The organism is Hymenobacter negativus (genome assembly GCF_017571495.1).
In the GTDB taxonomy this organism is placed as follows: Bacteria; Bacteroidota; Bacteroidia; order Cytophagales; family Hymenobacteraceae; genus Hymenobacter; species Hymenobacter negativus.
The window spans coordinates 122552-146073 of record NZ_JAGETZ010000012.1 but is presented as its reverse complement, the minus strand read 5'-3'; the positions used below and the strand labels follow the sequence as shown (position 1 = coordinate 146073).

The window sequence follows — 23522 nt, the reverse complement described above, 5'->3', positions numbered from 1 at the left end:
GCTTTTTACTGTGCCTATTGAGCGCGTTACTTCCCCAACGGGTAACTTTCCCTGGGTTCATAACTTCAGGTATAGCTGTTGAGTTAGTAACATAGCTTCACGCCGTTCTTCTTTAGCATCGCCTCGTTTTGATAACCATCCTTGCTGGTACCAACCGGCCCCACTCCCGCGCCCGTCGCATTGCCAACTACTATCAGACCATCCTCGCGGACTTGGGCGCCAGCAGCCAGATTCTGGACCTGGCCGAGTTGCCCGAGAATTTCACGGCAACAGCTCTTTACCACAATGTTGGCAACCACCCGGAGTTTAACAACCTGGCCACAATGCTGGACGCGGGCGAGAAGCTGGTGATTGTGGTACCGGAATACAACGCTTCCTTCCCCGGTGTGCTTAAGGCGTTTATTGATGGCCTGACTTATCCGGGTGGAATTCAGGGCAAAAAAGCAGCGCTGGTGGGCCTGAGCAGCGGCGGGCAGGGCGGTTTGCTGGCCATGGCCCACCTCACCGATGTGCTGATGTACTTAGGCGCCAGCGTACTGCCCCAGCGCGTGCGCCTGCCCTTCATCAACCAGGACCTGAACGCCGAGGGCGGCCTCAACCATGACCTTTCCCGCAAGCTGCTTCACGAGCAGGCAGTAGCCCTGCTGGCATTCTGACGCAATGCTTTAGTAGGGTGTTTGAGAATTAGAGCATTCGATTCAGGCAGAGGGTCGTGTTGGGCAGCATCAGCCAGGTCACATGACTAGCCGGAATGTACTCGTAGTCGATGACCAAGCGGCGGAAGCCTATCAGCCAGGCGAAAGTGCGTTCCACCACCCAGCTTTTGGCTACCGGGACGAAGCCGTTGAATGCACTCCTTGAGAGGGCCGGAGGGTGAAGTGAACCCGTTGCCCATCTGTTCTACTTCGCCAGCTAGTGCAACTACGCCGGTGCCCAGCTTCCCCTACGGCGGCTTGGCGCTTTACTCTTCAGGTACTTAGCTAGCCTATCTTATATTTGCGGGCCACTTTTTCCTACTGTTATGAAAGCACCCGTACTCCTCGCCACCGCCCTGCTGCTGACCACACCGGCCGTCCTCCGGGCCCAATCCGTCGGTATCGGCACCACCACCCCGGCCAGCTCCGCCGTCCTCGACGTATCGGCTCCTAACCCGGCCACCACGCCCCAGGGCTTCCTGCCGCCGCGCCTGACCAAGACGCAGCGCGAAGCCATCCAGAACCCCGTGCCCGGCCTGCTGGTGTACCAGACCGATAGCCCCGCCGGGGCCGCCGCTGGCCTCTACCTCTACGGCGGCAGCTCCTGGACGCTGCTGCCCACCGCCGCCAGCGGCGACAACCTGGGCAACCACGTGGCCACCCAAAACATTGTGCTGAACGGCAACCAGTTGGTGGGCGGCACCGCTGCCACCCCCGGCACGGTGGGCCTGCGCGTCAGTTCCGATGGCCTGGTCCGCATCGGCAGCACCAGCACGGCCGGTCGCCCTGCCGCTGGCTTCCCCTACGGCCTGCGCCTCGACAACGCCGACGCCGGCCTGCTCGCCACCGGCAACCTGGGCTACGGCATCATCCCGGCCAGCGGGGCCGGGCTGCGGCTGATGTGGCATCCTTACAAAGCCGCCCTGCGCGCCGGGGAAGTTTCCGGCGCCCAGTGGGACGATGCCAACGTCGGCTTCTACTCCCAGGCCTTTGGCAACAACGTCACGGCATCGTCCTTCGCCACCTTCGCCAGCGGCGACGGCTCCACCGCCAGCGGCACGGCCAGCACAGCCATGGGCAGCAACAACACCGCCAGCGGTACTGGCAGCGTGGCCCTGGGCGCCGCCAACACCGCTAGCGGCTTCTGCAGCCTGGCTGCGGGCTATACCTGCCGGGCCGCAGGACAAGGCGCCGTGGCCTTGGGCTACCGAACCAACGCCCTCAACGACTATTCCGTGGCCCTGGGCCAACGCAGCAGCTCCAACGGATTCACCGGCACCTTCGTGGCTGCCGACGCCAGCTCGACCAACACCTTCACCAGCACGGCCAGCAACCAGTTTGCAGCCCGCTACGTCGGCGGCTACCGCCTGTTCACCAACATCAACGCCAACATCGGCGTGCAGATAGCAGCCGGCGGCAACTCCTGGACCGTCATTTCCGACTCCACCAAAAAAGAGCGGGTCGTGCTGGCCGACGGCAACCGTTTCCTGGAGCGCATCAACCGCCTGCGGCTGGGTTCGTGGAACTACCGGGGCCAGGACCCCGGCACCATGCGTCACTACGGCCCCATGGCCCAGGACTTCTACCAGGCCTTCGGCCGCGATGCCGTGGGCCGCATCGGCAACGACTCGACTATTAACCAAGCCGACTTCGACGGGGTCAATCTTATTGCCATCCAGGCCCTCTACCGGCAAGTGCTGGCGCTACAACAGGAAAACGCCCGGCTTCGGGAACAGGTCCGACGCATCGACAACCGCTCGGCTACCCAGCCAGCCGGTGCCGCTACCGCCGCAGCCGACCTGGAAGAGCGCCTGCGCCGCCTGGAAGCCTTGCTCAGCCCCCAGGCCCAACGCTAAGCGCGTGTTTGGAATTTTTAGTTTTGGTCACATCTAGCATCCGCTTGTCGAAGCAGGCATGACCTTCCGGATACCTTTTTGCCAAAATTCAAACACGCGCTTGGTGCGGCAAACGACTGATGGGGCTTATGTGGCTTAGATTAGCACTTATACCAAGACCCTGGCAGTGCGGAGGACATGGCTTTGGCTTAATGACTGATGGAAGAACGTAGGTGTTCGAAGAACCTTAGAGGGTGTTTGGGATAAGTAGGCTGGGCAAATAAAAACGAGCCCGTAAGTTGTGCGGGGAGTTTCTAGGCTCCCGGACGCTTTATGGTTGACAGCTATCAATCGCTTGCTGACTCGCAGTGGCAAGGTATGCGACCGCTGTTGCCCATGCACGGAACTATGGGGCCTGGCCACGGTGCTCCCCGACAATGGCTACCGCGGTGGCGTTGCCGCCCACCTATAGGCCTTGGGCCTGCGCCACGAACTGGCTAGCCGCCCGCCGAGCATTCGCGGCTTTATGCCCGTGGAGCGCTGGGTGGTCGAACGCACGGCGGGCGGCTAGCCAGTTCGTGGCGCTTGGCCGTCGACTACGAATTTACCCCCGCCAGCCATGAAGCGTGGCTGCTGATTGCCCACTCAACCATCTGCCTCAATCAACTATGCCCCGCCTAAATCCCAAATACCTTCTTAATGAAGGAGTGAGAAATTGGGGCATCTGTTACCCTTGATTGATAACTGCGTCCTGCTTGGCCAGCACCCGCCGGAATACCGCCCGCAGGATGAAGTACAGCAGTGCGACCAGCGGCACGGCCAGCAGCACCCATAGCAGCAGGGCACCCAGCTCGGCGCGCCAAAGCAGCTTGCCCACCGCTGCCCAGCCGTCGTGGTCGATGAGATAGCGGATGCGTTCTACGGTGAGGTGCTTCACCTTATCACCCTGCCCCATGATGGTGGCCCCGGCGCGCAGAAACGGGATGAGCAGCAGCAGCTGAAAGGCGCTCATGAGGTGGGCCGCCAGCTGCATGGCGGCCACATTGAGGCGCAGCCGCAGGGCAGTGGTTACACTCACTACAGTGGTAACGCCAAAAAGCGGCACCAGCCCAAACGCTACCCCGAGACCGATGGTCAGGGCCAGCTGCTCAGGTGAGAGGCCGGCTTTGAGCAGGTCGAGAAAGGGGTCGAGCACGCGGCGGCGCAGCCAGGAGCGGGGCGGGGCAGCCACCGGGAGCGGCTCAGTTTCGGGAATCGACATAAAGCATGTGAGCAGTGAACCGGGCTATTCGGCAGCCCGTACCTTCGTCGGGGGGCTTCTTCTTTACGGATGAGCCCGAGAATGTTGCCCCTTGGGTGTTATGACAAAGTTAGATTCGCCGGCCGAGCTGCCGGGTCCGTGGTGGCGCGAGCTGCCCATTTTGCTGCACCGTGCTGCCCGCGAGCTGGGCCAGAACGACCCGTTGCGGCTGGGCGCGGCCACGGCATTCTTCACGTCGTTTGCGCTGCCGCCCATCCTCATTATTCTTATTCAGCTGCTGAGCTCGCTCTATTCCACGTCGATGGTGCGGCAGCTGCTATTGGGAAAAATCAGCAACCTGGTGGGCGCTTCGGCAGCCGGGCTGGTGGCCCAGATTGTGATGAACGTGGCTGACCCCATGCGCAGCCGGCTGGTGACGGTGGCGGGCTTCGCATTTCTGGTGTTTGTAGCCACCACGCTGTTCACGGTTATTCAGCACTCGCTCAATCAACTGTGGCAAATCCGGCCGAAGCGCGGCACCGGGCAATTTTCACAGGCCCTGCGGGAGCGGGCCCGCTCGGCGGGCATTCTGCTGGCCACGGCGGTGCTGTCGCTGCTGGCCTTTGGTACCGATTCGGCCCTGGGCCTCTTTGCCGAAAGCATTCACGACTTCGACGCGACCTTCACCTACTTCATCATTCGCGGGCTGAATGCCGTCATCGCTTGGCTGATTCTGGCGGCCTGGTTTGGCATCACCTTCCGCACCCTGAGTCTGGCCAAAGTGCCCTGGCGCGCTGTGACGCGGGGCGCGGCGCTCACGGCGTTGCTTATCAGCCTAGGCGAAGTGGTGCTGGGGCACTTGCTGGTGGCCCGCGATTTGGGACCGGTATACGGGCCGGCGTCCAGCTTGGTGCTGGTGCTGCTGTTCGTGTTCTACTGCGCCATGATATTCTACTTCGGAGCGGCGTTTACGAAGGCGTATGCCCACCGGATTGGCCTGGACATTCGACCCAAGAAAACAGCCGTGCGCTACCGACTGGTGAACGTGGAGGAGGAACGCTAGCTCAGGCGCAACGTCTACCTTTGTGTCGTGCAAACTCCTGATACCTCCGCCGCTGGCGCTGCGCCCGCGCCCAAGCCTGACCTCCAATTCGCCGATTTCGCCCTCTCCCCTGCCCTGCTGGCGGGCGTGGCCGAACTAAATTTCACCCAGCCCACCGCTGTACAGCAGCTGGTACTGGCCCCCGCCCTTGAGGGACAGGACGTGGCCGGGCAGGCCCCCACCGGCTCGGGCAAAACCGCCGCCTACGGCCTGGCTGTGCTGCAGCAGGTTGACCCCACCTCGGCTACTATGCAGGCGCTGGTGCTGGTGCCGGCCCGCGAGCTGGTGCTGCAGGTGCGCGATGCCCTGCAACGACTCGGCAAGCACATTCCCAACCTGCGGGTGGCTGGCTATTATGGCGGCCACGCCATGCGCGACGAGGTGAAAGGCCTGCAGCAGATGCCCCACGTGGTGGTGGCCACGCCCGGCCGTATGCTCGACCATTTGGAGCGCCGCACCATTGTGCCCAACCGCTTGAAAGTGCTGGTGCTGGATGAGGCCGACAAGCTGCTGGAACTGGGTTTTCAGGAGGAAATGGCGACGATAATTAGCCGCCTGCCACAACGCCGGCAAACGCTGCTGTTCTCGGCCACTATGCCGGATAAAGTACTGAGCCTGGTGCGTGAGTACCTGACGCGGCCCCGCGTGATGAACGTGGGCGGCTCCAACGCCACCACCCTGCCCGAAAGCTTGGTGCTGCGCGGCCACGTGCTTAGCGCCGCCGACCAGAAGCCCGCTGCCCTCTACCATATTATCAGCCAGCCCGAGGCCGGCCGTTCGCTCGTTTTCGCCAACACCCGCGACCGGGTAGAGGAACTCACGCGCTTTCTGCGCGGCCGGGGCCTGGCCGCTGAAGCCCTGCACGGCAAAATGCTGCAGCCCGAGCGCGACAAGAGCATGATGAAGCTGCGTAACGGTTCGGCCACCGTGCTGGTGGCCACTGACGTGGCTGCCCGAGGCCTCGACGTGAACGACCTCGACACCGTGGTGCAGTTCGACCCGCCCCACGAAACCGATACTTTCCAGCACCGCGCGGGCCGCACGGCCCGCGCCGGCGCTACCGGCACCGCCCACCTGCTCGTCACGCCCTACGAGCAGCAGAAGATTCAGCAGTGGCCCACCGCCAAAAACGTGCAATGGACCGGTCTGCGCCCACCAGCCCTGCCCGCTGCCGCACCCAAAGCCCCACGCCCGAGCACCGTCACGCTCCACGTATCGGCCGGCAAAAGCGAGAAAATCAGCCGGGGCGACTTGGCCGGGGCCTTCGTGAGCGTGGGCGGCCTAGAGCGCGACGCCGTGGGCCGCATCGAAGTCTTCGACCACCACAGCTTCGTAGCCGTACCTGAGGCCCAGGCCGAGGAAGTGCTGGCCCGCATGCAGGGCGCCAAAGTGAAAGGTAAAAAAGTAAAAGTGGCGCTGATTCGGTAGCGGCCATTGATGACATTAGACCACTGCCCTCCTACTCCACCTCACGGCTGGCGTGGGGGTGCAGTGACTTGATGCACGTAATCATGTCCTCGCCAAAACCGGCTTTTTGGTAAACGCTACGGGCGTGGGTGTTTTGGGCGAATACGCTCAGGGCGAGCGTGGCAAAGCCATGGTCCCGCGCCCAGGTTTCGGCGTAGGCCAGCAGGGCGCGGCCCACACCCTGGCCCTCGGCAGCAGCGTCCACAATTAAGTCGGCGATGTGGGCGTGGGTCTGCTGGTAGTAGTCGGTACTGCTGCTGAGGTGGAGTAGCCCCGCTGGCTGGGTAGTTTCGGCGATGAAAACATGGTGGTCGGGCGTGGGCTCCAGCACGGCGCGCGTCAGCACGTCGCGGTCGAATTGCGTCATGTGCGCCGGGTCGCGCCAGGCCGGCGGGCCAAATGCGTTGAGGCGCGGCACCAGGGCCAGGATAAAAGGCAAATCGGTAGGCTGGGCCGGACGAATCCGGACTTCAACGGGAATAGCAGGGGTGGTGGCGGGCTGCATCGGGAACGGGTTCAGTGGCTACATTGGTAGTTGAAAGCACTTATCCATACGCAAAACCAACCATCCCATTCGCCTCCTCTTCATTTGCAGCCAAAATAAATGGCGCAGCCTCACCGCCGAGCGGCTGTTCGACGACCACCCGCACTACGAGGCCCGCTCGGCCGGCACCGAGCCGGGGGCCAGGGTGCGCGTCACAGCCGGCCACCTGGGCTGGGCCGAAACGGTCTTCGTGATGGAGCGCCGCCACGCCAACCGCCTGCGGGAAAAGTTTGCCGAAGAGTTGCGCGGCAAAACCCTCGTGGTGCTGCGCATTCCTGATAAATACCCATTTGGAGACAGTAAGTTGATTGCGCTGCTGCAGGAGAAGCTGCTGGTGCATTTGCCATTGCTTTAGCTGCATCATAATCTACCCTTATGCTGCAACGATTACTACTTCTGCTTACGGCTTCGCTGTTTTACACCTTCCAAACGCGGGCCCAGGCCTACGAGCCGGGCTTACTGGTGCGCAGCAACGGCGATACGCTCCGGGGTGAAATCGAAAACGGGTTTTGGGTAGAGCCACCGGCTCTCATTCGGTTTCGAGCCGAACCCAACGGCCCGAGTCAATTGCTTCAGCCCCGCCAGTTACGAGTTGTGTGCTTCACCAACGGCCGGTATTTTCGCTATCAGGCGTTACCAATCGACCACGCGGCTGAAACCCGGCAGCGTGACCTTCGGCGCGGCTATGCCACCGACGTGCAAATCGATTCACTGCTGGCCGAAGTGCTGCTGGATGGCCCGGCCACACTCCTGCGCGTGGTCCAGCCAGGTAGTATTCACTACCCGCTGCTGCTTCCCGGCCAAGCACCTTTGGATTTGTGCGAACACCAGTACCTGCGCGAAAATGCCAACGGCTACTGGCAGAAGACCGATGGCAATAACTTTCGCGGGCAGCTGTTGCAGGCCTTTGCCAATTGCCCGGAAGCTCGCGCTGCAGTGCTGCAAGCCACATTTACAGCTCCAAGCCTGGTAGCCGTAACACAGGCCTATAATACTGCCTGTACTCCCAACCACCGGCCCGGCCGCAGCTGGCTGGCGACGGCGGCACCCCGCCGCTGGGTCGCGTTTCAAGGCGGGGTGCTGGCGGGAGCGCGCTACAACTACCTGACGCCCAGAAATTCCTCAAACGAGGCATGCTCCGACTGTAAGGTGCGCCCGTTTGCCGGGCTCTACGCCGACCTGTTTTTACCCAGCCGTTCGGTGGCTATTTACGGCGAGTTAAGCCTGAGCAGCTTTAGCAGCCGGAGCAGCCTATTGGCTAATTACGTGTCGCTGCCTAACGGCAACTTCGATGAGGTGTATAGCTATTATAAGTATCAGTCGACCCTGGCCACGGCACGGCTGGGCTTGCGGTACTTCGTGCAGCTACCCCACGAGCAACAGTTGCTGCTGGGATTAGGCTTCGAACTAAACCGGGTGCTCGGTTCCACCGTGACCACCACCGCCGGCCCGCCAGCCAGGCCCACCGACCAGGAGCTGGCGTATGCATCGACCGCGCTATTTCCCAACCTGGGCCTAGGCTGGCGCTACAAGCGCTTCACCCTGGACCTTGATGGGCAGATGTATGTGCGCGGCAATGACAATTCTTTTTCCGGCTTTTTATTCGGCTCGGACATCACCACGCGACTAGACTTGGCCTACCGCCTAAGCCGCAATCCCGATGCGGCAACCCGGGTGGCCACTGCTAGTAAATAAGCCAACCCAGACCGCGGCGGGCCGTTTAACCAGCCCATGCCCTATATCATTTCCCTGGCCGTATTGGTGGCCATTCTGTACGCGTTTTACCAATACGCCACCGCCGACTCGCGTCGCCGCACCGCCGCGCTGGCCGAAGCGTTTCCCGCCGCCTGGCGGCAGATTCTGGCCGAACGCGTGGCTTTCTACCTGTCGTTAACCAAGAAAGAAAAAGTCCGTTTCGAGAAGCAGGTGCAGGTATTTCTGGCCAGCACGCGCATCACCGGCGTGCAAACCGAAGTGGACGACACCACGCGCTTACTGGTAGCAGCGTCAGCCCTGATTCCGGTGTTTGGCTTTCCCACCTGGGAATACAGCAACCTCGGCGAAGTACTCATTCTGCCCGATGCCTGGCAGCTGGAAAACGACCCCGGCAAAGAAGTAAAACCGCTGCAAGGCACCCTACTCGGCTCGGTGCAGGGCTTCCAGAACCAGCACTATATGCGCCTGTCCAAAGCCTCGCTCGAGCAAGGTTTCCGCGACGGCATGGACCGCCAGAACGTGGGCATTCACGAATTTGCGCACATGCTGGACGAAGCCGATGGCGTGATTGATGGCCTGCCCAAAGCCGCCCTGCCACCCGAGCTGATTCAACCCTGGACGGTGGTGATGCAGCGCGAAATTGCGGCTATTCAGGCGGGCAAGTCCGAAATCAACCCCTACGCCGCCACCAACGAGGCCGAGTTCTTCGCCGTCGTCACCGAATACTTTTTTGAAAAGCCGGAAAAGCTGCAGGAGAACCATCCGGAACTGTACGAGCTGCTGAGCCGCGCCTTCCGCCAAAACCCCAAAAAGCGCTTTCTGCGCTTTGCCGTGGACCCGCGCGAGTGGCTGAAAACCCTGCGCAGCCGCCGCAAGTTTGGTCGCAACGACCCATGCCCCTGTGGCAGCGGCAAGAAGTATAAGGACTGCCATCTGGCCCAGGCCCAGGCAGCGTAGAAACGTTTTCATCTGGCATCCTAAGCGTAGCGCTAGATGACAGGCGGGCGCACAATGTATTTCTTTGCCGGATGAAAAAGCACCTGCTTCCCTTTCTGGCCGCGGCCACGCTGGCGGCCTGCGCACCCACTGCCAAAGCGCCCGTAGCCACCACGCCCGTGGCACCACCTGCGCCGCCCACTGCCCCGGCCCTGCCCGATTACCGGGCCGTAGCCGAGGACTTCCTAAGGGGTTACAATGCCGAGTATGTGCGCCTCTACACCGCTTCGAGTGAGGCTGAGTGGCGCTCCAACACGCACATCGTACCCGGCGACACCAGCAATGCGGGCGCCACCACCCGCGCCAACCAACGCATGGCCGCCTTCACGGGCAGCACGGCCAACATTGAGCAGCTGCGGGAATTGCTCAAGCACAAAGATGTCCTCACGCCCATCCAGGCCAAACAGCTGGAAACGGCCCTCTACAACGCCGCCAACAACCCGCAAACGGTAGCTGATGTGGTGAAAAAGCGCATCAGCGCCGAAGCCGCCCAAACCGAAAAGCTCTACGGCTTCGACTACAAATACGCTGGCAAGTCCGTCACCACCAACGACCTTGACGAGCTGCTGCGTAAGGAAACCAATCCCGTCAAGCGTCAGCAGGTGTGGGAAACCAGCAAGGCAATCGGCCCTACCCTTAAAGACGGACTGCTGAACCTGCGCGACCTGCGCAACCAGACCGTGCAGGCCCTCGGCTACCCCGATTATTTTACGTATCAGGCCAGCGACTACGGCATGACGCGTGAGGAAATGATGGCCCTCGTGCGTAAAATCAACACTGAGCTACGCCCACTCTACCGTGAGCTGCACACCTATGCCCGCTACGAGCTAGCCAAAAAGTATAAGGTGAAGCAGGTACCCGACTTCCTGCCCGCTCACTGGCTGCCCAATCGCTGGGGCCAGGACTGGGGCTCGCTGGTAGAAGTGAAAGGCCTGAATCTCGACGCTGTGCTGGCCAAAAAAGGTGCAGAATGGCAGGTGAAGCAGGGCGAACGGTTCTACCAAAGCCTGGGCTTTCCGGCCCTGCCAGCCTCGTTTTACGAAAAAAGCAGCCTTTACCCTTTGCCCAAAGGCGCTGCTTATAAGAAAAATAACCATGCCTCGGCCTGGCACATGGACCTGAACCAGGACCTGCGCAGCCTGATGAGCGTGGAAGCCAACACCGAGTGGTACGAAACTGCTCATCACGAACTGGGCCACATTTTCTACTACCAATCCTACTCCAACCCCGACGTACCACCCCTGCTCCGCCAGGGAGCCAACCGCGCCTACCACGAAGCCATCGGCACGATGATGGGCCTGGCCGCCAAGCAGAAACCCTTCTTGGCCGGCCTGGGCCTGATTCCGGCCAACACCAAAACCGACCAGATTCAGCAGCTGCTCCAGGAAGCGTTGAGCTATGTGACTTTCATCCCGTTTGCCTCGGGGGTGATGAGCGAATGGGAAAACAGCTTCTACGCCGAAAACCTCTCGGCCGACCAGCTAAATGCCAGGTGGTGGGCACTGTGTAAAGAGTACCAGGGCATGGTGCCGCCCACCCCGCGCGGCGAAAACTTCCTCGACCCCGCCACCAAAACCCATATCAACGACGACCCTGCGCAGTATTATGACTATGCGCTGAGCTACGTCATCCTGTTTCAGCTGCACGACCACATTGCCAAAAACATTCTGCACCAGGACCCACACGCCACCAACTACTACGGCAACCGGGAGGTGGGCGATTTCCTACGCGATATCATGCGTCCCGGCTCCAGCCGCGACTGGCGCGTTGTGCTAAAGGAAAAAACCGGCGAGGACCTTTCGGCCCGCGCCATGATTGATTATTTCCAGCCATTGATGGCGTACTTGAAAGAGCAGAACAAGGGACGGAAATACACGATGTAAGCAAGTCACCGGCAGGCAACCAGTCAACAATCCAGACCGTCATGCTGCACATAGGCGCAGCATAACGTTTTTTTGATAGAAGTACTTTTGTCTCAGCTCATTTGCCGGCTTGCTGCAATACCCAATCCCGAACAACATCCAGCATCACAGGATATACCACGGGGTCAACCGTACCATCGGTGGCGGCTATTTGCTCCGAAGCAGGGGTTTGAAACCAGTGGTTTATGGCGGGCAGGCGGCGCACTGTTACGCGCTTGTTGGCCCGGAGGCCCTTTTCGAGCGCGGCTAGGTTGGCAGCCGCATTCACCTCGGCATCGCTCGTGCCATTAAGTAATAATACCGGGCACTGCACATCGGCCAGCCCGGGCTGCGGGTCGAATTTGAGGTAGTAGCGGTACCACGGGGTGGTGAGCTGCACGGCGCGGGCACGGGCAGCTCCTGGGTCCATACTGGGGTAGCGCTGGTGCAGCATATTTACCACGATGGCCTGGGCCTGGTCATCGTTCGGCGTCTGCCGGATGATTTCAAACATGGAACGCCGGAATTTGAGCATGGCTTCCAGTTCCTTACGCTCCGCAGACTTAATTTTCAGCCGTTGCTGGGCCACATAGGTTTCTACCTGCGCCGCGTTGGAACCGCTGTTACGAAGTTGTTCAGCCTTGCGCAGCACTTCGGCCCAGGCGGCGCGGCGGGCCGTGCCAACGCGGGCGGTATCGGCGGGGCTGGTGATGGGTTCGGCCTGGTTAGCCAGCAGCTCCAGCCCTACTAGTCCGGAGGCCGCCAGGGTAGCCACAAATGCCGGCGGCAAAGGCTGCGCCGCTGCTAGCAAAGCGACATTTCCACCCTCGCCATGCCCGATGAAGCCAGTGCGGGCCGGGTCGAGGCTGGGCCGCAACCGCAGGTATGTAAGCGCCGCCTGGGCATCGCGCACCAGGTCGGCGGTGGTGGTCAGCGGCACCGAGCCCGTCGATTCTCCCACGCCACGGTCGTCGAGGCGCAGCACGGCAATGCCCTGCCGCGCCAGAAACGATGCCATATCGGCAAACAAATGGTAGCTGCCCTGCCGGGTATCCCGGTCCTGCGCCCCCATGTCCGACAGCAGCACCACCGCCGGAAACGGTCCCGCGCCATCGGGGATGCTGAGCGTGCCGGCTAGCTTCACGCTGCCGGGCTGGCTAGCCAGGGTCACGGGCTCAGTGTGATAGGTGGTAGCTTTCACTACCACCGTCGGCCCGCTCACAACAGCCCCTGCGGGCACGTTGCGTCGTAGTGTGACGGGTACCCGCAGCCCTGGCTGGGTCCATTGGCCAACCAATTCCTGTCCGTCAGCACTCAGCAAGCAAACAAAGCGGCTATCAGCCTTTGGCGCATAAAACACCAATGTATCGCCCCGAAAGGTTAGTGATATTGGGATACGGTTGAGCCGCTTGGCGGGCAGGTCCAGGGTCGAAACCAGTTTGTTGGGCCCCACCTGCCCCACTTCCAACTGAATGGGTAGGCTGCCCCCCGGAATGGGCAATGGCCCCTTCCACACGCCAACCACGGGCGAAACCGCAGCTGCACTGGCAGCCTTAACCGCAACAGCTGACGAGTCCCGCGCCGGCGTGGGCGTTTGCGCGTGTACTTGGTTGGGCAGCATCACGCCCGCCAGCAAGCCCAGGCCCGCCAGCCGACAAACAGTTTTGACAATGGCAGGTCGGGACCTGTTCCAGTACCTTAATACCACTCGCACGCTTAACTTAAAGAGACATTGCTGCTGCCACCATTGGCCTCATAGCATTAGGGTAGCAGCACTTTGTCGATGACGTGCACCACGCCATTGGTGCACTGCACATCGGGAATCACCATAGTAGCCGGCGTTGTAATGTTCCGGGATTTCACCGTCAGTATCCCATTGGTAAAAGCACCAAGTTGCAGGCTACCACCACCGAAGGTTGCTACGGAAGTACCATCCGGCAATTCTGGCGTGAACTTGTTAGCGTTTGTGCCTGCTAAAACGTGGTTGGCCAGTACGTTTGTTAGTTTGGCAACGTCCGCTGGCGAAAGGTTATTGATGAATGTTACACTGGGGTAGCCCGCAGTAATAAAGGCCTGGTCGGAGGGCGCAAACACAGTGTACGGGCCGGGCTGCGAGAGCAGTCCGGCCAGATTGCATTTCACCACCGCAGCCACCAGCAAGGTTAGCTCCGGGTTCGCGAATACCTTCGCACCAGCCAATGCCTGCGCCGATTCAACCACGTTGCCACCAGTGGCAATCAGAACTTTGTCAATGGGGTGAATCAGACCATTAGCGGCCTTCACGTCGGTACCCAGAATCTTCGAGCCGTTTACGTAGCGGCTGCCATCAGCCCGCTGAATAATGCGGCGCGTAGGCCCCAACGCCGACGGCGACGTGCTATTCGTAGCGAGTGCATCGCCTGCCAGAGTACCGCTGTACACGTGGTAAAGCAAGGTGTTGGTCAGGAAATCGCCCTGGAGCGCCGTAAAATCGACTGCTTCTTTGATACCCAAACGATTGAAGGCAGCATTAGTAGGCGCAAACACGGTATAGTTACCATCCGCAGCATTCGGATTCTTGTTGCCCAGTGTAATAGCCACCCCGCCCCGAATAGCAGCATCTTCTAACAATTGGAAATCGGAATTTGTCACCGCGATGTTGGTGATGGATGGCTCAATATCTTTATTTTTTGCACATCCGCCCAACAACAGCAGGCTCAGGGCCAGCGCGCTGGCTTTGGGTAGAAGATTTTTTTTCATCGCGTAAATACTTGATTTTATCGGCTTAAAGAACTGATTTGGCCCAAAGCACTGACTATAAACGATTTTAAAAAGGGTTCGGATTGTGCGAAGATAAATCCATAAGTCCAAACACAACCGTAAATTGCGTCCTGCTTGTCTTCGCGCGCAAACCAAGTTGGCCCGAAGATTAACCTTTGTGCTTATTTATTCCCGGTTCGTTGGTTTCTTGCCATTATGCAAAAACTCTCCTCTCTACTCGCTTCGTTTCTGCTTGTTGGCGCAGGTACCACTGCTCATGCCCAGGGGCTTGTCAGTGGCTTTATGGCCGGCAAGGGCCATGGCTCCGTGGTAGTTTCGGCCACTGCCGAGCGTTACAAAACAGCCTACCTCGCCCCCGTAAAAGCAGAAGGCATTCCGGTTTTCCAGGAAGTACAGGTCAACTCCCTCAACCTGTACGCGACCTATGGCTTCACCGACAAGATTGATGCCGTGGTCAGCCTCCCCTACATCCAGTCAAAAGGCAAGGCCGCCGACCTTGCCATCAACGACCTGAACGTGCAGCGGCCGACGGAGGGCTTCACCAACTCCCGTCAGGGCCTGCAAGACCTCACGGCGCTGCTCAAATTCAAGTCTTTCTCGCGCGAAATCGGAAGCAGCATCCTCGATTTACTCGGGGTAGTGAGCGTGAGCACCCCCGTAAGTAACTACCAGACCAACACCGGGTATGGCTACATTATTGCCATCGGCAACCGGGCCACTAAATACTCGGCCCTGGGGGTAGCGCACCTCAAAACCAGTTCCGGCGTATTTGCTACCGGGCAGGTGGGCTACAGCTTACGCACCGGCGAAGTGCCCAATGCGCTGATTGGCGAAGCCAAAATTGGCTATGCCGGCCCCAAAAACTACATCGAAGGCTTCGCTTCGTTTCAGGAATCAAACGGCGGCACCGACATTTCGGAGCAGGGCTTCACCGGCTTCTTCCCTTCAACACGCGTCAACTACATTCGGGTGGGCGCCAGTGCTTACCGGCCCATCACCGATGGCTTCGGCCTGACGCTAGGGGCCAGCACCTATGTAGCTGGGCGCAACATTGGAAAGTCGACGGGCTTTTCGGCTGGCATCACCTACAACTTTTAAGCTGCAGATTCTGCAAACTGTTTTCCAACGCCAAAAAGGCCGGATAATGTCCGGCCTTTTTTGGTGTTAATGTGTTTGACGTAGCCTGATGTTCAGGACGGCAGGCTGCGTTAGTAGTTAGATTCCGACGATGGCAAGTCAATCAGGATGAATTGCGCATCCTTGGCGGCCCGAATCTGTACTACATCGTCATCGGTCATCCGTGCCTGGTCGTTGGGGCCCAATTCAGTGCCATTTACGAAAATGACGCCCTCTTTTACGTAGATGAAAGTGAGGCGAATGGGAAATGTCTTGAACTCTATTTCTTTGCCTTCGCTCAGGTTTGACCAGTATACGGTGCTGTTCGAATTCATATACACCACGTCTTCCAGCACTTTCTGCCCCGTTACAAGGGGCACCAGCTCGTTTTTGCTGCCACTTATGAAGCCGATGTCTTTTTGCTCGTAACTGGGCGCCAGGCCCTTTTGGCCGGGAATAAACCAGAGCTGGTAGAGGTGCAGGGGCTTGTCCTGGCGGTTGAATTCGGAATGGGCCAGGCCGGTACCAGCGGTCATGCGCTGCACTTCACCGGCCTTGATGGTCGTTTTGTTGCCCATTGTATCCTGGTGCGTGATTTCGCCATCGAGCACCAGCGTCACGATTTCCATCTCAGAATGCGGATGCTGCGGAAAGCCCGACTGGGCAGCCACACTATCGTCGTTGAACACCCGCAACGGCCCGAAATGCAGGTTGTCGCGGTCGAAATAATCGGCGAACGAAAACAGGAAATAGCTGCTGAGCCAGGCAGCAGGAGCAGCATGATGGCGGTCGGCGGCGGAAATGTATTTGAGCATAAGGTGAAGTCTACAGAATGGGAGTGCCTCCCATACGCGACAGTCAGCCCGGAAGTTGGCAAAGCCAAAACGCCATACCGGGCACAGGCGATACTTCACCTGTGCCCGGTATGGCGTTTTTCTTATTGCTGCTTATGCTTTTTTCAGCAACGCCACCTGCTGCTGCAGGTCGAGAACAAGGCTGGCTACGCGCTCCAGCGATAGCTCGGCGATGGGGAAAGTGCTGCTGATGTAGCTCTTGGCTTCCCAGATTTCGAGCACGTCATCGGCATTCACATCATAGGATGAGAAATGCGGGTTGTCGGAGTGCAGCACGAACATGGCGCCGGAACGCAGCTTGTTGTATACGCGCTTGAACACAATACCGTCGCGGTTGCTCACCACAATGCACGGCGTACCGTCCTTAATACTGGACCAGTCTTCTACGTAGCGGCCCACGATGACAGTGCCGCTGGCAATAGGCAGCATAGAATCGCCAGCAATTTCAAAAGCCCGGTAAGTGCCGGTCTGCGAGAGCATGGGCAACCGGAACTTGGGCAATACCTCCAGGTACTCGCGGTCGGCGTAGCCATTGAGGTAGCCGGCGGCGGCTTTCTGGGGCACCAGCTCGATGTTCTCGTTCTGGTCCTGGTCTACGGTGAAGGCCAGCACGCGGAGCTTGCCACCGGCGGGCGTGGGCGGCTCAGGCTGGTCGTCGGTTTCGGCACCTACAGCATCGGGGGCCGGGGCCGTGCCGATGATTTTGGCGTTCTTTTTCTTGCTAAAGTCAGTGGTTACGAGCTGGTCGAGGGTGATACCGAACAGACGGGCCATATTGACCAAGGTAGCGAGGCGGGGCTCAGCGCGGCCTTCTTCGTAGGCGCCCACCAAGGAGCGTTTGATGCCGAGCTTGTCGGCCATCTGGGCCTGTGTGAGGGCGAGCTCGCGCCGGCAAAACTTAAGGTTTGTGTTAATCATGGGGAGGGACAGCGGCCGGGAATGGCGTTGGTTTCAACGCGAATTCGGCTGGTGAAGTTAGCAACGCAAGTGCGAAGATACTAATTCACTTAGCTAATAATTTTCTGCCCACCACTTTAGCGTCGAGCTACTGGCTTCTCTGCCCACCATTCTTCGTTTTTCCAGAAATTATCCCAGCCCACGCGGGCATATTGAGGGTTGATGAACACGTCGCGCTCGCCAATTTGGAAGCGTGAAAGCACTTGCTGTGTCACGGCGATTCCTTGTTTCCAGATAGCGGGCACGGTGGTTTCGGTAGTGGCATTCTCGCGCCACTGACCGTCGAACAACAGGCCGCCGTTGCGGGTAGCGGGATTGGTGGTGTAAGGGGCCAGCCGCGCCTGGTTGCTTGGTGTGAGGGTAAAATCCAGGGCCAGGCGACCATTGAACTGCCCACCCAGCCCCCGCTGGCTGGTAGCTTGCAAGGCAAAGCTGCCCGTAGCGCAGTAGGTGGGTGCTTTGGCTTCGGTGATTTCGGTAGGCGCGGCCAAGTCGGTGGTCAGGCGCTGCACTTGCTGGAGCTCAATGCTGCCGCGAAATGGCGTCACGTCGCCGTAGCAGCGAAACTTGCCGGCTACGAGGTAGCGGCCGGGGCTTTTGGCATCGGCCTGCACCGTGGTAAACACGAATTCGAGGCGGCGTCCATCGTAGCCGAAACAGCCGTTGAGTACGTCTTCGGTGCCGCTTTGGGCGTGGTGCTGCCAGAGCTTGCCCAGGTTGGTGCGGGCCAGAAATGCCTGGCGGGCGGCGTTGGAGAGCACGGCCCCGGGCGCGGCCAGCGGCACGGCCAAGCTAGAGGGCGTAGCAGGACGGGTGAGCAAATATTGGGGTTGGGCCGCGCCAAACAATAGCGCAGGCACCGTGAGAAACAGAAAATACCGCATACAACCGGAATAAAGTAGCGTGTCGGCATCCGGCTATATTGCTAGATGCCGCTTACTATTTATCAACGAACGTACGGATTATTTTAGTGTGGTGCGGACTGACATCGCGGCTGAATTCAACCCCGACGGTAGCGGTGCTTCGCCTGCCGAGTCAGCCCACCATTCGTCGTTTTCCCAATAGGTATTCCAGCCCAGATGAGCATATCTTGGGTTAATAACTACCTCCCGGTCCCCAATATTAAATTCATCGAGCACGTGCTGCGCCTCGACATACGACAACAGGTCTTCGACCCAAACCACGGGGCGCGTGCGGTGGGTTGCGGCACTGGTCCACCGGCCTTCGTACTTGATTTCGCCGCCTTGTGACGCAGCCTGTCCGTTGCGCATTGACAGTTCCACCGAGCCGTCCTTTTCCAACGACCAATCAATGGCCAGCCGGCCCCGGAAGGTGCCGCTACCGCGCCGGGTTTTATCCTCCCGCAGTTCAAAGTCACCGAGGACGCTGTACATATCGGCTTCGTTGCGTAGCTCTTCGCCGAATTCTGCTTTCGCCTCGGCTATTTGCCGGGCAGAATAGCGTGGCTGGCTGAACAGGTGCGTTAGGGTGACGGTGCCGGCGAATGGGGTGATGACGCCTTGGTACCGGTCTTTTCCACGCAGGTAATACACAGTGGGGTGGACGGAGTCGCGGCGGACCTCGGTCAGCACCATCTCAATGCGGTAGTGACTGGAGCCGAAGAATCCGTTTTGGACATGGGAATAGTGCCGAGCCGTTCCGTTGCCCACCGTTTGCAACAGCGGCGAAAAGTCGCAGCGTTGCAGCAGCTCCCGGATTGCAGGAGTGAGCTTCCCATCGGGAGTGGTGGAAACCGCGCTAACCAGTGCCTGGGCTACGGGTTGGGCGGCGGCTTGCGTGGGCGGGTCCTGGTGCTGGCAGGCGGTACCGGCCACAGCCAGTGCGAGTGTCCGGAAGAGGGTTTTCATTCAGGTTGAGGCCGATGTGATGGCAAGCAGAACGAGTACCTCGAAAACTTTCGGGTACTCGCTCTGCTTGCGCAAACTGCATCTCAAAGGCTGAGTGCGGGTTTCGCGGGTTTGGCCCACCACTCGTCATTTTCCCAGGCTTCACTCCAGTCCAGGCGGGCGTATTTGGGATTAAGGGAGTCGCCCCGGTCGCCGATGTACAAATCGGACATCGCATCGGGCACCACGGCCTGGGCGTAGGTTGCGAAGGCAACGTCCTTCCGGAGTCCCGAGCGCAGGCTCTGCCATTGCCCCCGGAACAGCAGGCCGCCGCCGCCGGTGGGCAAGCTGTTATCGGGTAAGGTCTGAACGAGGTCTAGCTTGCCCGACCCCAACTGGTAAAAATCCATTGCGGCAGTACCCCGGTAAGTGCCGGCACCATCGGCGGCCGGATTTTCGCGCAGCACGAAGTGTGCAGTAGCGGTGTAGGCGTGGGCATGAGCCTCTTCGACGGAGTCAAGGTCTAAATAAACCTTCAGCGGTTTCACGGCGTCCACCGTAATGGTGCCATCGAAGGGGGTGATGTTCTTTTTATAGCGCGTCCGGCCCTGCACCTGAAATACATTTGGATGCGCGGCGTCCTGCCGTACCTGCTCGACAATAACGGAAATGTGGCGGTGCTCGGGGCCATAGAAACCGTCGAGAATGGTGGGCCGGGAGTGGTTGTTTTCCTGCTGACCAAAATTGGCCTGCCACAAAGGAGCCAGGTTATTAGCCACCAGAAAGGCCGGGGCGTCGGCCACTGATGCTGTCGCTTTGGTGGCCGCCAAGGAAACAGAAGGGCGCCCCCCGTCCATGGCCGGTGCCGCCGTGGGCATTTCGGGGATGGCCGCCGCTGGCTTGGTGCTCGCTGCCGAACCTGACTTGGTTTGGGGCTGGCAGGAGGCGGCTAGCAGCAACCCGGCGCCGGCAAGGACAAATGCACGAAATGACTGGTTCATGGGAAAGGCGTTTACTACTGTTTATAGGCTGAGATTGGGCTTGGACGAGGTGGCCCACCATTCGTCGTTTTCGTACCATTCATTCCAACCGTATTTGGCCAGTTCGGGGTAAACGGTATCACCGCGCGACCCCAGCCCGATTTTCTCCAGGGCCTGGGGCACTATCACGAGGAAATTGCTGGACCAGGAAGCCGGTTTTTGTTGGCCCGTGGCGTTGTTTCGCCACACGCCCTGAAACAGCAGGCCGCTGCCCTTGGTGGGATTGTCGAAACCAAGGTCGATGCCGTTGAAGGTGGCCTGCCGGGCTTGATTGCGGGCATTCACGCAAAAGTCGAGCATCGCTTTGCCCGAATACACCCCGGCACCTTTGGTTTTGGGGTCTTCGCGGAGCGTGAACTCGGCAAAGGCGGTGTAAGCGCGGAGCTTGCTGCTATTTTCCATTTCCGCGGTGTCGGGCAGGGCCGCAATACGCGTGACGGTGCACGTGCCTTCGAAGGGAGTAATTACCTTTTTGTAGCGGTTGATGCCCCAGATGTGGTACTGCTCGGGATGCAACGAGTCACGGTGCACCTTCGAGAAGTAGAAGGAAATGCGGTAATGGTCGGGGCCATAAAACCCTTCCATCGTGGGATTGCCCTTGGCTTCGGCCGTAGCGTTGCTCCAGGCATACGACAAATCGACTTGCGGCAGAAGTGCTGATGATGCCGATGCTGGTTGAACTGTCACGCTCGGCTTCGTCACCAAGGCTGGAGCAGCTTTTGCGGCAGTAGCGTCGGTTTGAGGTTGGCAGGCGGTGATGGACAGAGCCAAAGCCATTGCCATTACGAAGCCGCAGAGAGGTTGTTTCATAGTGCAAAGAAGAGCAAAGTGGCTTGATTCGTGTGACCAGTAATTGGTGGTTGTTATAGGCTGAGCCTGGGTTTGAGTGGTTTGCCCCACCACTCGTCGTTCTGGAAATATTCGGTCCAGCCATACTTCCGATACTTTGGATTTACCGTTGCCATACGGCCCCCAATATCAAAATCTCCGAGTACCGCATTAGCAACCGGTGCAAATTCATCGGCCCACAATACCCGCTGCCTTTTACTGGTGCGGGCATCGGTCCATTTTCCTTCGAAAGCAAAATGCCGGGAGCGGGACCGGATAGCGCCTTCTACCGCGAACAAGGAGGATTTGTCGTGCTTTACCGCGAAATCAATCGCCACGAGTCCATCCAAGTGGGCAAGTTGTTTGGTAGAAGAAGTATGTTGCTGAAAATGAAACAGGCCGGTAGCAATATAAATACCGTCGGCACTTTCGAAAAAATTGCGGACCTGGCGTAGCTCAATGGTTCCGCTTAGGGATGAAATCACGCCCGCTACCCGCATTAGGCCGGCCAAATGATAAGTACCGGGCACGACGCCGTCCTGGCTCACTTGGGTAAACACGACTTCCAGCCGCTGTTCGTGCGGCCCGAAAAAACCATTTTGCCCGTAGGTTTGAAACAAGTCCGACAAGTTGTGGTGCCGGAATAGCGTGTCACGCTGCACGCGGCTCAAAGTATCAGCCAGTTGCATAAGCCGTTGGCTTTGGCTCGGCAGCGTCATCTCGTCCTGGGCAAGCTGTTGCTTACGCTCCTTGAGCGCCTTTGCCTGCCGACGGCCGAAGCCGTACAGGATGGTGGCCAGTAGCACAATCAAAACCGTACAGGTGTACCATGCTACTCTTTTCATCTGGACGAATTCAGGGAGCGTTTAGGCCGCCAATTTACTGCGCAGCTCGGGCATAAGCTCCTACAGAAAATATCGCCCCAATCCGATACCAAACAGCGGTTCCGTTAATATCAGATTACCCTCCGATGAGAGCGAAGCGCTGGTTGAACCAGTACGCCAAATGGCTTTACAAATTGAGTTTGGGCGCGGGCGAATCGGCCCACCACTCGTCGTTGTTCCAATACTCATTCCACCCCAGCTTGGCGTATTTGGGATTAATCTCGCCCATGCGCTCGTCCAGCATAAAGTCTTTGAACACGTCGGGCGCAACAGCGGATACCCAAGGCGCTACGGTGAACGACTTCACCTGGCCCGTCGAAACATTGCGGCGCTTGCCTCTGAGCAGCAGGCCGCAGCCCCGGGTTGGAAATCGTTCGTCAATGCCTTCGTGGTCGAACACCGTCACATAGTTTGGCTTTTGGGAAGGCACCGTGTAAAAATCGAGTAAAACCTCGCCCTCAAAAATTCCGCTGTTCTCCTTTTGCGCTTCCCGCAGCTGCAATTGGGCACGGGCCGTGTAGGTGTGGCCGCTCAGAGAATCTGCCGCCCGGCCTTCCAGGATGGACTTGGCCTGCAAGAAGCCGGGATACGACAGGTCGGCAATCCGGCGCACGGTTAGGGTACCGCTAAACGGCCGGATGTTTTGCCGGTAGCGGCACTTGCCCAGCACGCGGTACACAGCAGGGTCGCCAGGGTCACGCGTCACTTGCGTAAATGCCATGGCGAAATGGTAGTGGTCGGGGCCAAAAAAGCCCTCGAAAACTGGCTTGGTTCTATCCTGCCCGTCGTTATTTTGCCAGAGAGCGGAGAAGTCATGCGTTCGCAATAGTTCTCGCATGGGCGGCGTAAGGGTATCGGCAGCCGTGAACAAGGACGGGAGCGGCGGCATCTTTGGTACATGCTGCTGGACGGAATCTGCCGAGGCCACTGGCGTAGCAGCAGCGGCTGCTGTGGTAGCAGGCTTCTGCTGCTGGCAGGCCGCTAGTAGGCCAGCCAATACGAACGGGTAGAACGCTTCTTTCATGCCGCCAATTTACTTCGAAGCTCCGGCATAAACTCCCGCAGGAAATACCGCCCCAGCCCACCTTCAAGCAGCAGTTCTACCAGTATCAAATTACCCACCCACGACAGCCAAGTCACCGTCAGGTACGTCTCAATCGGCTTGGTTTCGAACACGTAGTACATCACGTAGCTCTCGCCGCGCAGGGCCAGCGCGGCCAGCGTCACGGCGAAGGACCGCAGCATCCAATCCACGTGCAAGGGCCACTGGCGCTGGCGGGCGGCTTGGTAAGCCTTCCACGTGCAGAGCCACCACACCAAGCATTGCAGCGTGAAGCCGACCTGCGCCGCCAGTCCGCCGTTGGCAAAGCGCGCCAGAATGAGGCCCGACGGCGCCGCCAGCGCCAATATCCCAATCACATAGCCTTTGCCGAGCTGCCGGTGCAGCCCCGGCCCGCGCCGCGCCAGCACCGGCAGAAACTGCAGCAGCCCCAGCACCAACACCACCAGACTAGTGGTAATGTGAACATAGAAACCCAGCCGGAAAACCGGGTTGTCGTTGGTTTCGTCGCTCTTGGTGGTGAGGAAATGGATGCCCTTTTCGAAGGTGTAGTAGGGTAACGTTTTGGTGAGCATCAGGCCCGCAAAGGCGGCGATGAAAGCGGCGGCAATAAAGAGGGTTATTTTCCGGAGCATGAAAGCAGCGTGTTTGGGCAGCAACTTGCAAATAAAAGGCCCACC

The 23522-nt window shown here is 59.4% G+C and carries 23 protein-coding genes; 9 read left to right on the top strand and 14 right to left on the bottom strand.

The genetic code is table 11. The annotated features are described in order from the left end of the window. Positions 1–128 precede the first annotated feature (128 nt). Positions 129–656 (top strand): NADPH-dependent FMN reductase, encoded by a 528-nt coding sequence (locus tag J4E00_RS21635; RefSeq protein WP_208177367.1) that lies wholly within the window; start codon positions 129–131, stop codon positions 654–656. 28 nt (positions 657–684) lie between these two features. On the opposite strand, the gene J4E00_RS29610 is transcribed toward J4E00_RS21635, so the two are convergent. Beyond that, complete coding sequence (locus tag J4E00_RS29610) at positions 685–813, bottom strand: hypothetical protein (RefSeq protein WP_410779762.1); 129 nt, start codon at positions 811–813, stop codon at positions 685–687. 208 nt (positions 814–1021) lie between these two features. Between J4E00_RS29610 and J4E00_RS21630 the strand changes: the two genes are divergently transcribed. Next, positions 1022–2551 carry a tail fiber domain-containing protein gene (locus J4E00_RS21630; RefSeq protein ID WP_208177366.1) on the top strand — a complete coding sequence of 510 codons (1530 nt, stop codon included), beginning with the start codon at positions 1022–1024 and terminating at the stop codon, positions 2549–2551. Between the two features lie 706 nt (positions 2552–3257). On the opposite strand, the gene J4E00_RS21625 is transcribed toward J4E00_RS21630, so the two are convergent. Further along, positions 3258–3791 (bottom strand): DUF2062 domain-containing protein, encoded by a 534-nt coding sequence (locus J4E00_RS21625; protein WP_208177365.1) that lies wholly within the window; start codon positions 3789–3791, stop codon positions 3258–3260. 100 nt (positions 3792–3891) lie between these two features. On the opposite strand from J4E00_RS21625, the gene J4E00_RS21620 reads away from it, so the two are divergent. Beyond that, entirely contained in the window at positions 3892–4833 is a 942-nt protein-coding gene (locus tag J4E00_RS21620; RefSeq protein WP_208177364.1) for a YihY/virulence factor BrkB family protein, read from the top strand. Between the two features lie 27 nt (positions 4834–4860). Continuing rightward, positions 4861–6300, top strand: coding sequence for a DEAD/DEAH box helicase (locus J4E00_RS21615; protein WP_208177363.1), 1440 nt, complete (start codon positions 4861–4863; stop codon positions 6298–6300). 31 nt (positions 6301–6331) lie between these two features. Here J4E00_RS21615 and J4E00_RS21610 read toward each other — a convergent pair whose 3' ends face one another. After that, complete coding sequence (locus J4E00_RS21610; protein WP_208177362.1) at positions 6332–6844, bottom strand: GNAT family N-acetyltransferase; 513 nt, start codon at positions 6842–6844, stop codon at positions 6332–6334. Between the two features lie 184 nt (positions 6845–7028). Here J4E00_RS21610 and J4E00_RS21605 point away from each other — a divergent pair, with 184 nt between their 5' ends. The 4 genes from J4E00_RS21605 (at position 7029) to J4E00_RS21590 (ending at position 11478) form a co-directional block, all read left to right on the top strand. Continuing rightward, entirely contained in the window at positions 7029–7238 is a 210-nt protein-coding gene (locus J4E00_RS21605) for a hypothetical protein (RefSeq protein WP_236050013.1), read from the top strand. A 20-nt stretch (positions 7239–7258) separates the two neighbouring features. Further along, a complete protein-coding gene (locus tag J4E00_RS21600) occupies positions 7259–8578 on the top strand; it encodes a hypothetical protein (RefSeq protein ID WP_208177361.1) in 1320 nt (439 codons plus the stop codon). A gap of 36 nt (positions 8579–8614) precedes the next feature. Further along, on the top strand, positions 8615–9556 hold the full coding sequence (locus J4E00_RS21595) for a M90 family metallopeptidase (protein WP_208177360.1): 942 nt from the start codon (positions 8615–8617) through the stop codon (positions 9554–9556). Positions 9557–9627: 71 nt separating this feature from the next. Then, positions 9628–11478, top strand: coding sequence for a M2 family metallopeptidase (locus J4E00_RS21590; protein ID WP_208177359.1), 1851 nt, complete (start codon positions 9628–9630; stop codon positions 11476–11478). 97 nt (positions 11479–11575) lie between these two features. Here J4E00_RS21590 and J4E00_RS21585 read toward each other — a convergent pair whose 3' ends face one another. Both J4E00_RS21585 and J4E00_RS21580 read right to left on the bottom strand, forming a co-directional pair. Then, a complete protein-coding gene (locus J4E00_RS21585; RefSeq protein WP_208177358.1) occupies positions 11576–13117 on the bottom strand; it encodes an alpha/beta hydrolase family protein in 1542 nt (513 codons plus the stop codon). Positions 13118–13257: 140 nt separating this feature from the next. Beyond that, the gene (locus tag J4E00_RS21580) at positions 13258–14235 is read right to left on the bottom strand and encodes a fasciclin domain-containing protein (protein ID WP_208177357.1); all 978 of its coding nucleotides are present in this window, start codon (positions 14233–14235) and stop codon (positions 13258–13260) included. A 216-nt stretch (positions 14236–14451) separates the two neighbouring features. On the opposite strand from J4E00_RS21580, the gene J4E00_RS21575 reads away from it, so the two are divergent. Next, positions 14452–15354, top strand: coding sequence for a hypothetical protein (locus J4E00_RS21575; RefSeq protein ID WP_208177356.1), 903 nt, complete (start codon positions 14452–14454; stop codon positions 15352–15354). Between the two features lie 110 nt (positions 15355–15464). Here J4E00_RS21575 and J4E00_RS21570 read toward each other — a convergent pair whose 3' ends face one another. The 9 genes from J4E00_RS21570 to J4E00_RS21530 form a co-directional block, all read right to left on the bottom strand. Further along, positions 15465–16187 carry a pirin family protein gene (locus J4E00_RS21570; RefSeq protein WP_208177355.1) on the bottom strand — a complete coding sequence of 241 codons (723 nt, stop codon included), beginning with the start codon at positions 16185–16187 and terminating at the stop codon, positions 15465–15467. 132 nt (positions 16188–16319) lie between these two features. Beyond that, positions 16320–17144 (bottom strand): helix-turn-helix domain-containing protein, encoded by an 825-nt coding sequence (locus J4E00_RS21565; RefSeq protein WP_208177354.1) that lies wholly within the window; start codon positions 17142–17144, stop codon positions 16320–16322. A gap of 116 nt (positions 17145–17260) precedes the next feature. Further along, positions 17261–18067, bottom strand: a complete 807-nt coding sequence (locus J4E00_RS21560) for a hypothetical protein (protein WP_208177353.1) — start codon at positions 18065–18067, stop codon at positions 17261–17263. A 78-nt stretch (positions 18068–18145) separates the two neighbouring features. After that, entirely contained in the window at positions 18146–19051 is a 906-nt protein-coding gene (locus J4E00_RS21555; RefSeq protein WP_208177352.1) for a hypothetical protein, read from the bottom strand. An 83-nt stretch (positions 19052–19134) separates the two neighbouring features. Continuing rightward, positions 19135–20031, bottom strand: a complete 897-nt coding sequence (locus J4E00_RS21550) for a hypothetical protein (protein ID WP_208177351.1) — start codon at positions 20029–20031, stop codon at positions 19135–19137. 21 nt (positions 20032–20052) lie between these two features. Further along, a complete protein-coding gene (locus J4E00_RS21545; RefSeq protein WP_208177350.1) occupies positions 20053–20880 on the bottom strand; it encodes a hypothetical protein in 828 nt (275 codons plus the stop codon). A 53-nt stretch (positions 20881–20933) separates the two neighbouring features. Next, positions 20934–21704 carry a hypothetical protein gene (locus tag J4E00_RS21540; RefSeq protein WP_208177349.1) on the bottom strand — a complete coding sequence of 257 codons (771 nt, stop codon included), beginning with the start codon at positions 21702–21704 and terminating at the stop codon, positions 20934–20936. A gap of 205 nt (positions 21705–21909) precedes the next feature. Beyond that, the gene (locus tag J4E00_RS21535; protein ID WP_208177348.1) at positions 21910–22806 is read right to left on the bottom strand and encodes a hypothetical protein; all 897 of its coding nucleotides are present in this window, start codon (positions 22804–22806) and stop codon (positions 21910–21912) included. Further along, a complete protein-coding gene (locus tag J4E00_RS21530; RefSeq protein WP_208177347.1) occupies positions 22803–23477 on the bottom strand; it encodes a DUF2306 domain-containing protein in 675 nt (224 codons plus the stop codon). The genes J4E00_RS21535 and J4E00_RS21530 overlap by 4 nt, the downstream gene beginning before the upstream one ends. Positions 23478–23522: the final 45 nt, after the last annotated feature.